The organism is Nitrospirota bacterium (genome assembly GCA_016212215.1).
Lineage (GTDB): Bacteria > Nitrospirota > 9FT-COMBO-42-15 > HDB-SIOI813 > HDB-SIOI813 > JACRGV01.
The window spans coordinates 23,395-37,138 of sequence record JACRGV010000034.1 but is presented as its reverse complement, the minus strand read 5'-3'; the positions used below and the strand labels follow the sequence as shown (position 1 = coordinate 37,138).

At 45.9% G+C, this 13,744-nt stretch carries 9 protein-coding genes; 7 read left to right on the top strand and 2 right to left on the bottom strand.

Annotated features, from left to right (window positions below; all coding sequences use genetic code 11):
- Positions 1-276 precede the first annotated feature (276 nt).
- Both ilvD and HZA08_03260 read left to right on the top strand, forming a co-directional pair.
- Positions 277-1,941, top strand: a complete 1,665-nt coding sequence (gene ilvD / locus HZA08_03265) for a dihydroxy-acid dehydratase (GenBank protein MBI5192447.1) — start codon at positions 277-279, stop codon at positions 1,939-1,941.
- 171 nt (positions 1,942-2,112) lie between these two features.
- Positions 2,113-2,292: a hypothetical protein gene (locus HZA08_03260; GenBank protein ID MBI5192446.1), complete on the top strand. Its 180-nt coding sequence runs from the start codon at positions 2,113-2,115 to the stop codon at positions 2,290-2,292.
- Positions 2,293-2,320: 28 nt separating this feature from the next.
- On the opposite strand, the gene HZA08_03255 is transcribed toward HZA08_03260, so the two are convergent.
- Together HZA08_03255 and HZA08_03250 are read right to left on the bottom strand one after the other, a co-directional pair.
- Entirely contained in the window at positions 2,321-2,593 is a 273-nt protein-coding gene (locus tag HZA08_03255) for an HU family DNA-binding protein (protein ID MBI5192445.1), read from the bottom strand.
- 67 nt (positions 2,594-2,660) lie between these two features.
- Positions 2,661-3,104, bottom strand: a complete 444-nt coding sequence (locus HZA08_03250; protein ID MBI5192444.1) for a hypothetical protein — start codon at positions 3,102-3,104, stop codon at positions 2,661-2,663.
- Between the two features lie 310 nt (positions 3,105-3,414).
- Between HZA08_03250 and HZA08_03245 the strand changes: the two genes are divergently transcribed.
- The 5 genes from HZA08_03245 to HZA08_03225 all read left to right on the top strand — a co-directional run bounded on the left by HZA08_03245 (position 3,415) and on the right by HZA08_03225 (position 13,336).
- The gene (locus HZA08_03245) at positions 3,415-4,011 is read left to right on the top strand and encodes a DUF1819 family protein (GenBank protein ID MBI5192443.1); all 597 of its coding nucleotides are present in this window, start codon (positions 3,415-3,417) and stop codon (positions 4,009-4,011) included.
- Positions 3,990-4,577 (top strand): DUF1788 domain-containing protein, encoded by a 588-nt coding sequence (locus HZA08_03240; GenBank protein ID MBI5192442.1) that lies wholly within the window; start codon positions 3,990-3,992, stop codon positions 4,575-4,577. The genes HZA08_03245 and HZA08_03240 overlap by 22 nt, the downstream gene beginning before the upstream one ends.
- Before the next feature lie 102 nt (positions 4,578-4,679).
- On the top strand, positions 4,680-8,225 hold the full coding sequence (brxC, locus tag HZA08_03235) for a BREX system P-loop protein BrxC (protein ID MBI5192441.1): 3,546 nt from the start codon (positions 4,680-4,682) through the stop codon (positions 8,223-8,225).
- Between the two features lie 79 nt (positions 8,226-8,304).
- Positions 8,305-9,807, top strand: coding sequence for a putative DNA binding domain-containing protein (locus HZA08_03230; protein ID MBI5192440.1), 1,503 nt, complete (start codon positions 8,305-8,307; stop codon positions 9,805-9,807).
- A gap of 3,166 nt (positions 9,808-12,973) precedes the next feature.
- Positions 12,974-13,336 carry a four helix bundle protein gene (locus HZA08_03225; protein ID MBI5192439.1) on the top strand — a complete coding sequence of 121 codons (363 nt, stop codon included), beginning with the start codon at positions 12,974-12,976 and terminating at the stop codon, positions 13,334-13,336.
- The last annotated feature ends 408 nt before the right edge of the window (positions 13,337-13,744 follow it).

Genomic DNA, 13,744 nt, shown 5'->3' with positions numbered 1-13,744 from the left:
CAAAGGATAATGAAAATGAGGCCCCCTCCCCTTAGTCCCCTCCCGCAAGGGGAGGGGAGATATGAAAGATTGCCGAAGATTCCCCCTCCCTTGACGGGAGGGGGTTAGGGGGAGGGTGAGCTATGGAGATTTTCGGATGAACCCCCATGAACCGAGGGTTCACAAAGGGCCATGAAAATCAGCGGGACAAGAATGTCCCGCCTATCCTCAATCTCTGTGTGGATAGGCGGGGTTTTCTTACCCCGCCGGAGAGATTTTCGGATGAATGATAATATTATGCGCAGTGATACAATAAAAAAGGGGTTTGAGAGGGCGCCGCACAGGAGTCTTCTGAGGGCAACCGGTCTTAAAGATGAGGATTTTAATAAGCCATTCATCGGTGTTGTTAATTCATATATAGACATCATCCCAGGTCATGTTCATCTGCAGGAGTATGGAAGGATAATTAAAGATGAGATCAGGAAAGCGGGCGGTGTCCCGTTTGAGTTTAATACTATTGGTGTTGATGACGGTATTGCTATGGGACATAAGGGGATGCTCTATTCCCTTCCAAGCAGGGAACTTATAGCAGACTCAGTCGAGACGATGATACAGGCACACATGCTGGATGGTATGGTATGTATTCCCAATTGCGACAAGATAGTGCCGGGTATGATTATGGCGGCAATGCGTGTGAATGTGCCTGCGGTCTTTGTGAGCGGCGGGCCTATGGCAGCAGGCAGGACATCAACCGGAAAGGTTGTTGACCTTATCTCAGTATTTGAAGGGGTAGGGGAACTGCAGGCCGGCAGGATAACTGAGGCAGAATTAAAAGAGATAGAAGACAATGGCTGTCCAAGCTGTGGTTCCTGCTCAGGGCTGTTTACTGCGAACTCTATGAATTGTCTGATGGAGGCACTTGGTATTGCCCTTCCTGGAAATGGTACTGCACTCGCAAAGACTCCTGAGAGGGAGGAACTTTTAAAGCGTGCAGCACGACAGATTATTGAGTTAATAAAGGCCGACCTTAAACCCAGGGATATTGTCACAAGAGGGGCAATTGATAATGCCTTTGCACTTGATATGGGAATGGGCGGTTCAACAAATACTATTCTTCACACCCTTGCAATTGCTCATGAGGCCGGAATAAGTTACGACCTGAAGCGTATAAATGAACTCTCAAGAATAGTACCCAATATTTGCAAGGTAAGCCCGTCATCTCAGTGGCATATTGAGGATGTGCATAATGCAGGAGGTGTGGGTGCTATCTTAAAGGAATTGAGCAGGGTGGATGGAGTAATTGATTTACAGCAGAAGACTGTTACCCTTAACACGCTTGGCGATAACATCAAAGATGCTGTTATAAAGAATAAAGAGGTTATCAGGCCCATTGAGAATGCATATAGTAAGGATGGGGGCCTTGCAATCCTTTATGGAAATCTTGCACCTGAGGGGGCTGTTATAAAGACAGCGGGTGTGGACCCTGCAATGCGGAGACATGAGGGGCCTGCAATTGTATTTGAATCACAGGAAGATGCATGTGCCGGTATACTCGGAGGCAGGGTAAAGGCAGGGCATGTTGTAGTTATACGTTATGAAGGGCCTAAGGGCGGCCCTGGTATGCAGGAGATGTTATCCCCTACAGCAAATATAATGGGGCTTGGGCTTGGTGATAAGGTTGCACTTATAACAGACGGCCGGTTTTCAGGAGGAACACGAGGAGCATGTATAGGCCACGTCTCACCTGAGGCGGCAGAGGGCGGCCCGATAGCCCTTATTCAGGATGGTGACATTATAAGTATTGACCTCAACGAACGAATCCTGAATGTGGCAATAAGTGAGGCAGAGATGAACAAAAGAAGGCAGGAGTGGAAGCCGCCCCATCCGAAAGTTGAGAAGGGCTGGCTTGCGAGATATGCGAGGATGGTGACTTCAGGGAGTAAGGGAGCAGTGTTGATATAGCTTAGGCGGAAGGTAGAAGTAAGAAGCAAGAAGTAAGAAATGAGAATTCCTCCTTTAGAAAAGTACAAAGTTTATCCCCCCTCCCTTGACGGGAGGGGGGATAGGGGGAGGGTGAGCTATGGAAACTTTATAATAAAGTGGCCTAAGCTGGATACTCACAAAGGGGGATAAATGGTGTCTGAGTTCGATTCTGTATCAGGTGAAGGGAATGTTAAGCACCAGATTATTTGCGGGAAATGCGGGATGGTGTATGAGATAAGGTATATATCAGAGTCGTGCCGCTATGTTGAAGGTGAAGGTTATCTCTGTATGAATTGCAATACTGTACTCGAAATGGAGGGCACAGAATAACTTATCCGGACTTGCCCCCTTGAACCCTTTATTTTATCGCACTCTTTAATGCCTTACCCGCTGTGAATTTCGGTGCTCTTGAAGCAGAGACCTTAATTGCCTCTCCGGTTTTTGGGTTCCTGCCGTCTCTGGCCTTTCTCTCATTTACAGAGAAGGTACCGAAGCCTAACAATGTTACCTTCTGGCCTTTCTGTAATGCCTTAACAATATTATCAAGGGTTGCAAGCAATGCACTGTTGGCTGCCTTTTTGCTTATACCTGCTGAAATGGCGATTTTTTCAATAAGCTCTGTCTTTGTCATACATGTTCCCTTTCCGGTATCTTGAGGATGTAAAAGGTTGTCGGATGGAGAGTAAGACTATCAATTTTCAGGCAATGTTGTCAAGAACTATATTTAATTCTTTTATCTTTTTTCTGAGTGTATTTCTGTTGAGGCCGAGTATATGTGACGCCTGTATCTGATTCCCGCCGGTCTCTTTTAAAACCATAGTAATAAGGGGTTTCTCTATCTCTCTTAGAAGTGTGTGGTATAGATTGGAACCTTCTGATGCCTTAAATCTTTTTATAAAATCATGGAGCCTTCTCTCAATGAAATCTTTAAGTGAAATTGAAGGTGCAGGTTCTTCCGAAACAAAGGTATTAAAGAGGTCAGGTTCAATACCAATCAGTTTGTAAGGCGTTTTGTTGATCTTTTTTTTTGCCTCATGGGCATCCCTGATAAGGGTTACACCTATGCCCCTGTCTTCCCAAGACTTTTTTAAATCAGATACCCCGCTGCCCTTCCCAACAATTATTATATTATCCCGATCCATAACCTCTTATCTCTAACCTCTAACCTCTTGCTTCTATCCTGTCGTCTATTACAACTAACATATACAAATAAAAAGTGCAACAAGTAAATTGGGGCTTTGGGGCTACGACAAATTTATTGGTTAGCCCTATGAGAAATCTACCCAAGGCGAAATCTAAATTGACTCATAAATATCATCCTGCTATTCTGACCTCCAAAAAGAAAATTCATAGTGCGGGTCTCTATGACGGCAAGAAGCTTTCTCTCATAGAATTACTGTTCACATCTTCATAAGCATTTGATACTATAAGGGGTATTAAAATAAGGATATTATGGAAGGAATTTATAAAGCCAATATAACAGCAGGCGCCTTATTGGTGTCTGAAAGCAGAAAGATTGCAGATTTGATGATCAGGGAGGTTTCAGTCGAGGAATGGAAGGATGCTGTTGAGAATAAGAACATCCTGCAGAAGCTGAGCGTCTCATCGTCAAAAAGGGTCGCGTCATTCATAAGGGCTCGGTTGGGGCTGATGACTCCGGAACTCTGGAAGATGGTTCGGGACGGGGATGCTGTACTCGCAACTCAGGCCGTATTCGCGGCAGCGATTAAGCATTGCCGGATTTTAGGGGATTATTTGGATATTGTTGTTCGTGAGCAATTCAGGAAGATGGAAGACAGGCTTTCCCCGGCGTTGTGGGACGAGTTCATTGTTTTATGCAAGCAAAGAGACCCATTTATGGAGGATTTCCCGCCGTCAACCGCGGAAAAGATGCGCAGTGTCGTGCATAAAATTCTTGTGGAAGCAGGCTATTTACATAGCGCTCATGATTGGCGATTGAAGCGAGTAGAAATCGTGCCTGAGGTAATAGACTATTTGATAAAGAATAATGAAGAGTATGTTTGTAGATGTATACAGGTGAGCAAATGACATTTCAGGAAAGATTAGATGCAATTTTACCGGAAGTAACAAGCGATGGATTCCTGAAGAGAAACAAACTAAGCGGTGAAATCCCTTTTTATGTTTTTGATTATCTTCCGGAAGATGAATTAAAAATGCGCGGGCATATTTTGTTTATGGAAGAACGGATTAAAAAACATCATCCCGGTATTAAATTTAGACATGTCAGATTGTTCCATCTGATGATCGAGCACCTGACGGAGCGGGGGAATATAGAAAAGGCGTACGACATGGAATGCGGGAAAGGGTCGGCGGCATTGTGGAAGGCATTGTCTGCGGCTGTTAAGCCGGAGCGGTTTGTTAACATCATTGCAGAGAAATATAATCTTGCGCAGTGTGACCTTGTATTTATCAGCGGTACCGGTACTATCTGGCCCTGGGTCAGGGCGCATTCACTTTTGAATAATCTTCAAAACGTTACGGGCAATGCATCGGTGGTACTGTTTTATCCCGGGAAATACAGCGGCCAGTCATTTCGGTTATTTGACCTGCTGGCGGAGGACAATTACTACAGGGCCTTTAGATTAGTGCCTTAAAAAAATGGAGTCAATATGAAACATTCATGATCCATGGGCTCACTAAGTGGAATGAAAATCCCCCCCTTTGTATAAGGGGGGGCATGGGGGGGTTATTTTCAGGTGAAAATCAAAGAAATTTTCAAAAAAGACATCTTTCGCGCAATTAACGGCGTCATCAAGGCAGAGCAAAAAGACGAGGCATCCATATATCAGGAGCTTGACGAACTTGTGCTGACGAAGGAGTTAACCGGCCATCTTGACAGATTCTTCTCCGTATACGCTGATACGGTTGACGATCCCATAAGCTCTGACGCCGCTGGCAAGGTAGGCGTTTGGGTGTCCGGTTTCTTTGGCTCTGGAAAGTCGCATTTTATCAAAGCGCTTTATTACTTATTTGCGAATACGTCTGTTGAAATGGGCGGCAAAAAGAAAACCGCATTGCAGTTTTTTGAAGAAAAGATAAGTGATGCCATGCTGTCCGGAACGGTTAAGCGGGTTGCCGGTAAAGATATTGACGCTATCCTGTTCAATATTGACAGCAAGGCAGATCAATCCCGTGGCCGGGAAGCCATCCTGTCAGTCTTCTTAAAAGTATTAAATGAGCTTCAGGGCTACAGCCCTGATCATCCGCATATCGCACACATGGAACGTTATCTCGATAAAAAGAAACAGCTCGGGGATTTCAAACGGGAATATGCGGCACTTACTAACGAAGAATGGGAAGACCGAAGGGTTGACTGGCACTTTAATCAGGACGAGATCGTAAAGTCTCTCACGAGAGTGCTTGGACAAAGCGAAGAGTCGTGTCACCGGTGGATAGACCATGCTGAGACAGATTTTTCTCTGACCGTAGAGAATTTTGCCAGGTGGGTAAAGGAGTATCTTGATGCCAAAGGCCCATCGCACAGGTTATTCTTCTTTGTAGATGAGATCGGGCAGTTTATAGGCAGTGACGGGCATTTGATGCTAAGCCTTCAGACGATAGTTGAGAATCTGGGGGTTGTCTGTGCAGGCAGGGCATGGGTGGTCGTTACCTCTCAGGAAGATATTGACACTGTTCTGGGATCTCTTAGTAATGCACGCACAAATGACTTTTCAAAAATACAGGGCAGGTTCAAAACGCGTATCTCCTTATCAAGCTCAAATACAGACGAAGTCATTCAGCGGCGGCTTCTGGAAAAGAAGGACGACTGCGTAGCCGGACTGAAGAAACTATATACACCCAATGCCGATATCTTAAAAAACCAGCTTACCTTCACATCGGATACCGGCATGACCCTTCCGTCCTATAACAATCCCGATGAATTCGTGAGCAATTACCCGTTTGTCCCCTATCAATTCAAGCTGATTCAAAAAGTATTTGAGACGATCCGCCGCGCCGGAGCGACAGGGCTTCACCTTTCCCGGGGAGAGCGCTCCATGCTGGATGCATTCCAGTTCGCGGCACAGCAGGCCGCTTCAAAAGACGCAGGTATCCTCGTCCCGATTTATTGGTTCTATCCTTCTATTGAGAGTTTCCTTGATACCGCTGTTAAGCGCACGATTGATCAGGCCGGTTTTAATAAGTCGCTCCATGAGTATGATATTTCCATACTTAAGGCGCTGTTTATGATCCGCTATATTCAGGAGGTTAAAGGTAACGTAGATAATCTCGTTACTTTATGCATAGAAGGCATTGATGAAGATCGTCTTATCCTCCGCAAAAAGATCGAAGAGTCCCTTTTAAGGCTTGAGAAGGAAACACTCATCGCCAGAAGTGGAGAGAATTATTATTTTCTTACCAATGAAGAACAGGATGTCAGCCGCGAGATCAAGAATGTGGAATTGGGCTTTGGCGATGAAAGCCGCACATTGAGTAAAATAATCTTTGAAGATATCTATCGGGGTGACAAAAAACACCGTTACGTAAAGACCGGGAAAGATTTTGATCTCCTGAGGATGTGTGATTTACAGGTCTGCGGCGGACGTGTTGAGCGCGGCCTGACTATTTCCGTCATCTCTGCATTTTATGACGAATATTCCCTTTTTGGTTCGCACCGGTGTATCGGGGAGAGCACTAACGATAATGGCTGCATTGTCATTAAATTACCGGATAGCGATCTTCTCGGGAAAGAAATACAGACATTTCTGAAGACTGAAAAGTATATAGCCCGTAAAAACGAAGGCAACCCCGAGATAAAACGGATCCTTGATGAGCGCAAGTCAGAGAATCGGGAGCGTAAGGGAAGGATCATAGAACTCGTCAAAGAACTTTTGGGCCGGGCAGAATATTATATCAATGGATGGGAATGGCGGGCAGACGCAGAAGACCCGTTTATCGCGTCCAATAATGCCCTGGATTACCTTGTAGACAACAGCTTTTCCAAAATGGGATACATCGAACACCCGTCTGCTAATCCTCAGGGAGAGATCCAGTCAGTGATGCGTCATGATGACACCGCTCAAAGAGTGTTCGATATGAACATTCCAGACAATAATCCGAAGGCTGCAAGAGAGGTGCGGGATTATATTTCATTATGTGTCCTGCAGAGCAAACAGATGGTTGCAGGCGATATCATCGAGCGTTTTGCCGCTCGTCCCTATGGATGGAACGAGTGGGAAACGGCGCTTATACTTGCTAAACTCTATTGTCTTGGAGAAATACAGTTTCTCTTTAGCGGAGGGATACTTGAGCGCGGACGGGTGGCGGAAGTGATCACGCGGACCAGCAACTGGAAAAAGGTAACGGTTCGTCAGCGCAAAGTGGTTGACGTCGCGCATATTGAAAAGGCACGCAGACTGGGGCAGGAGGTATTCGGACAAATGGGGTCTGACAAGGAGCTGCCGCTTTATCAATTTCTGAGGCAGCAGTTGGAAGGTTGGCGGGATTCCATAAACCAGCATAAGACCCTTGCAGATACCGGAAAATACCCTGGGCTTAAAGATATTCAGGAAATATCGAGATTGGTTGAACTGCTCTTAGACGGTCAAGACAGCTTTGAGTTCATAGGGCGTATATTAGAGAACCGTGATGGACTTATAACCGCCGCAAATACATTTGCTGACATAAATGGTTTTTATATCAAACAGCGCCCGCAATGGGATGAATTACGTGATGCCATGGCGAGGTTTGAGATAAACAGTTTTGATCTTGAAAACAGCGAAGATATAAAAACCGCATTGATAAGGATGCGGGATATTCTGGCAGCACCAGCACCATACGGCATCATTCGTGAAGCCGCATCGCTGATACAAAAGGTAGATCAAGCCAACGACAAGCTACTTGCTGATGCGAGGGGAAAAGCAAGTAATGTAATATCCACTCTTGCAGAGCGGTTCGTTAAAGAAGCAGAGGGTATTAAGGCTTTACCCAAAGACATAGAACGTACCAGCAGGGCTTACACTTCTGTTGGAGAGCGGCTTGAAAGCGAGGAGAGTATCGCCAATATCAATCGTCTTGCGGATGAGGCGAAGAATATCTTTGTGGCAGAAATGAACAGCCTGGTCAAAACAGTTGCCAATGATGCAGGCGGCCACCAGGTCAGGGAGGTGCAGATTGTTCATATTCGCAGCGAGGCAAGCAAACCGTACCTTGAATCTGATGCAGATGTTGATGAGTTTATAGATAATTTAAGCGGAAGGTTTAAAAAGGCAATTAAAGACGGTAAGCGGATAAGGGTTGAATAGAAAAATCAAATAAAGTAGTACGCATTATACATTCATTGTAGCCAGTGATTTCAAGTGTTTTATTGATCAGGAGTATGTTATGGCATTACCAATTAATATCTATGAATTACTTCATGGTCGTGTAGTGGAGTCTGAACGCCTTGAGTTTAAGGAAGGATGGAATCCTGAAGCGGTCTTGCATACGATGTGCGCCTTTGCCAATGATATCAATAATTGGGGCGGCGGCTATATCGTGATCGGCGTGGCTGAGAAAGATAACGTTCCGGTCTTTCCTCCTAAAGGACTGTCCCGGTCAGAGATTGTGAAGGTTCAGAAAGAGATTTTGGGACTATCTCACAAGATGAGACCAGAATATTTTCCTGTAGTTGAGGTGACGAACTTTGAAAGGCGGGACATCCTAATAGTTTGGGTTCCAGGTGGAAATGGCCGCCCATATAAGGCTGCAGTGAGTTTGGCTAAAGGAGCTGAATACGCATATTACATCCGTCGTAATGCCGTTACCAAATTGCCGACAACGGCAGAAGAGCGTGGTTTAATAAAGCTTGCTAATAATATTCCATTTGATGACCGCATTAACCATAACGCTGATTTGAATGATCTTAATATTATCCTGATCCAGTCATATCTGGCGGAAATCCGCAGCTCCCTTTCTGCCGAGGTATCAAAGCTGCCGTTTGCTGACCTGTGTTTACGGATGAATATAGCTCAGGGGCCGGCGGAATATTTAAAGCCTAAGAATATCGGTCTGTTGCTTTTCAGTGATGATCCGGAGAAATTCTTTCCTCGTGCGCGAATTGATATTGTTGAGTTTGAAGATGATGTAGGCGATGTTTTTTCGGAAAAGATTTTTACCGGTCCGGTACATCAGCAGGTTCGTTCTGCGCTTGGATATTTGAAGAATGCAGTGATCAAGGAATTTGTCCGTAAGATACCAGGTCGGGCGGAAGCAGACAGATTTTATAATTATCCGTATGAGGCACTGGAAGAAGTTTTAGTCAACGCTGTGTATCACCGCAGTTATGAAGAACGCGAGCCGGTTGAAGTGCGGGTATATCCCGACCGTGTGATGGTACTTAATTATCCGGGTCCGTTACCTCCGCTTGGCAAAGACAATATAAATAAGCCAATCGTTACCTTTCATCGTTATCGTAACAGCCGTCTGGGTGATTTCCTGAAAGAACTTCATTTAACTGAGGGCCGTGGTACAGGATTTCCAAAGATTCGCCGGGCTTTAAAAAGGAATGGATCCCCGGCGCCTGTTTTTGAAACGGATGATGACCGCGAGTATTTTATGGTAATGATTAGAAATCATCCTGGGGCGAAAGCAGGGGTCGTAGAGAAGGTCGTAGAGAAGGTCGTAGAAAAGGTCGTAGAAAAGGTCGTAGAAAGATTGACTCCAAATCAGAGAAAAATTGTAGAAGCTATTGTTAAAGATCCTGCTATCTCTGCAAAAGCATTGGCTGACGTAATTGGGATATCCTCTCGTAACATACAGGATAATATTGCAAAATTAAAAGATATGGGTCTTCTAAAAAGAGTCGGCCCTGATAAAGGTGGACATTGGCTTGTTATCCGAAGATAGGAAAGGGTGAGAATCAGCTACCAGATACCCTCCCCTTCAAGGGGAGGGATAGGGTGGGGATGGGGTTATTATTAGATGAATAAAGGCAGGCTTAAAACTTATGCCCCTGCGGCGCGGTTAGAGTTCATAAAGGCGGTTACTGAGCGGGTGCACTTTTATGGCATCTCTAAGGAAAAGGCCGAGCCCTGTACTGTCCAGGGAGATTTTGCTTTTATTACAGGACGGGCATTTCCAAAAGGGGTTGTGACCGCGCGCACGGCACTTCTTGATCAGATTGATAAGTCCTCATTCCCTCAGGTCATTGAAGAGGTTGCCTATACATGGTTTAATCGTATCGCTGCTATCCGTTTTATGGAGGTGAACGGCTATCTCTCCCATGGCTATCGCGTGCTAAGTCATCCGGAAGGCCATGCTGAGCCGGAGATTCTTGAGAAGGCGCAATTTATTGAGCGGCTGGACGGTCTTGAGAGAGGGGAGATCATCAGGCTCAAAATGGCGGCCGGTAAGGAGAACGAATTATATCGCAGGCTTCTTATAGCCCAGTGCAATGACTTAAATGCGGCAATGCCGTTTCTCTTTGAGCGGCTTGATGACCCGACTGAGCTTCTTCTGCCGGACAATCTCCTCAACACTGATTCTGTTATCCGGCACATGGTGAGCGAGATTCCGGAAGATGACTGGAAAGAGGTCGAGATCATCGGGTGGTTGTATCAGTTCTATATCTCTGAGAAAAAAGACTCGCTTATGAAGGCAAAGAAGGCGTATAGGACTGAGGACATCCCGGCGGTCACCCAGCTCTTTACGCCGAACTGGATTGTTAAATATATGGTACAGAATTCTCTTGGCGCCAAATGGCTCTCTACATATCCTGCTTCAGGTATAAAATCCATGATGAAATATTACATCGAGCCGGCCCTGCAGGATGAAGATGTAAAGGCCAGGCTCAAAGAAATCACGCCGACAGCGCTTAATCCTGAGGAGTTGACGGTTATAGACCCGGCCAGCGGCTCAGGCCATATCCTGGTTGAGGCGTATGATCTCCTGAAACTGATTTATCTTGAGCGTGGATACCGCGAAAAAGACATCCCGGCGCTTATCCTGACCAGGAACCTTTTTGGTCTTGAGATTGACGAGCGTGCTGCCCAGCTTTCCGGGTTTGCCGTGATGATGAAGGCAAGGGCGGATGACAGGGAGATATTCAGGAAAGACGTCAGACCCAGCATTGTATGTCTGAAAAGCAGTAATGGCGAGGTTGCGCACTTCAAAGAGGCAAAAGAATTGATAACGCTGTTTGAAAACGCCATGACTTATGGTTCGCTCATCAGGGTGCCGTCGGATTTAAGAAGGAAACTACCGGAGATCGGGGAGATAGCTGACCGGATGAAATCCGGCAACATGTTTGAGCAGAAAGAGGCAGAGATTGTTACTGACTTATTAAAGCAGGCAGACTTATTGTCAAGGCGCTATGACTGTGTAATTGCAAATCCGCCATATATGGGCGGGAAGGGCATGAACGCTACTCTTAAAGAGTTTGCCAGGAGTCAATATCCCGACACCAAATCAGACCTGTTCGCAATGTTCATCGAGCGGGGATTTGAAATGGCTAAGGATGGTATTGGTCATAATGCGATGGTGACGATGCAGAGCTGGATGTTTCTGTCGTCGTTTGAAAAATGTCGTGAATTTTGGCTGGAGACTAAAACAATTCAGAGCATGGCACACTTGGGCGCACGGGCATTCAGCACGATCTCCGGCGAAGTGGTTACTGTTACGTCATTTAGTTCTTTAAATTGCCATTTGAAAAAATACAGACCGTCTTTCTTACGGCTGATTGATGGGGACGAGGAGGAAAAGAGGCAAGGCATTATCAATAAGAGCAACCTGTTTAATCGGACTATCCAGGACGACTTCAAAAAGATCCCCGGCTCACCCATCGCGTATTGGGTGAGTGAGCGATTTGTTAGCCCTTTTGTAAATGCTAAGGAACTCATCCATGATCAAACTATATCAGACGGACAAACCAAGACGGGTGATAACGATAAATTTCTACGGCAGCATTGGGAAGTCGAATCAAATAAAGTTGGAGTTAAGGAAAAATGGTGGCAACACCCCAAAGGAGGTACTTATCGGAAGTGGTATGGGAATGTAGATTGGGTCATCGACTGGTCTGAGGAGGCTCGTAAACATTATCGAAAAGACCACGTTGCAAGGATACTGCCTGAGTATTTATGGGGGAAGAAAGGCATATCATGGACGTTAATCACAAGTGGTGAGGTGTCTTTTAGAACGCTTGAGCCTAATCAGATATTCAACCTTGCTGCACCATCACTGTTTTTTAATGATGAAATCAATATTCCCAAATGCCTGGGATTCCTGAATACCAAATATGTTGCGAAGTTACTTAAGGTGATTAACCCGACACTCAATATGAACGTTGGAGAAGTTCGATGTTTACCTTTGTTAGAAAGTATAGATTCAAGGCTAAGTGAAATTAATCAAACTGTTGCAAACTGCCTGTCTGTCTCAAGAAAGGACTGGGACTCATATGAAACCTCTTGGGACTTTGAGAAATATCCTCTCCTGCGAAAGGAAAATAGGATCACAGATATTGCGCGATCATATGAAAGATATAGAGATTACTGTCGCCAAATGACCGATCAAATGAAGCAACTCGAAGAAGAAAACAACCGTATCTTCATCGAGGCATACGGTCTGCAGGACGAGCTTACACCGGATGTTCCTATCGAGGAGATTACGCTTTTTGCTAACCCGCACTACCGCTATAGGTTAAGTGGCGAGTGGTTAGTGGCGAGTGACGAGCAAAAAGAAACAGAGCTTGAACGCCGAATGCTTGAAGATACTATGAAGGAATTAATCAGTTATGCCGTCGGCTGTATGATGGGCCGGTATTCTCTGGATATGCCTGGCCTTGTGTATGCCCATGCAGGGAATAAGGACTTTGATAGGATAGTGGCGAGGGGCGAGTGGCGAGTGGCGAGTGGCGAGGGGCGAGGGGCGAGGGGCGAGTGGCGAGGGGCGAGTGGCGAGGGGCGATGGACGAGGGAACAGCCCAAAAATACTAACCACTCGTCACTAGTCACTAACCACTCGCCACTAACCACTCGCCACTTTAATGCAGTGACGAGTGAAGGAGGAGGAGATACGGATGATAAAGAGTTACAAGGATATGATCGTTTGGCAGAAGGCGATGGACTTAGTCGAACTTGTATATCAGGCAACAAAACAATTTCCGAAAGAGGAACAGTACGGGCTGACGAATCAGATACGAAGGGCTGCGGTCTCGGTTCCATCGAATATAGCGGAAGGGCAGGCAAGACAATCAACAGCGGAGTTCAAGAACTTCCTATCCATATCCAGGGGTTCTCTGGCAGAAGTGGAGACTCAGATACTTCTTGCTCAACGTTTGACCTACCTGTCTCAGCAGACTGTAGAGGAAGTTCTTGCTCTTCAGGAGGAAGTAAACAAGATGATCAATTCATTAATCAGCAAACTTGCCACTCGCCACTAACCACTAACCACTCGCCACTCGTCACTCGCCACTTGACTTACGTTCCTGACGAAGACGGTATTATTCCCATTACTGAGCGGGAATGGTTTGACGATGACGCCGGGTGCCGGTTTTCCCGATTTATTGAGACCGCGTGGGATAAGAAGGGGCTGGATGCCAATCTGGATTTTATCGCTGATGCCATAGGCAGGAAATCCGGAGAGTCGGGCCGTGAGGTCATCCGCCGGTATTTTGCCGATGCTTTCTTTAAAGATCATTGCCAGACCTATAAGAACAGACCGATCTACTGGCTCTTCTCAAGCGGCAAGGAAAAGGCATTTCAGGCGATAGTCTATCTGCACCGCTATAATGAAGGCACGCTGTCACGTATGCGCACCGAGTACGTACTGCCGCTTCAGACCAGGATAG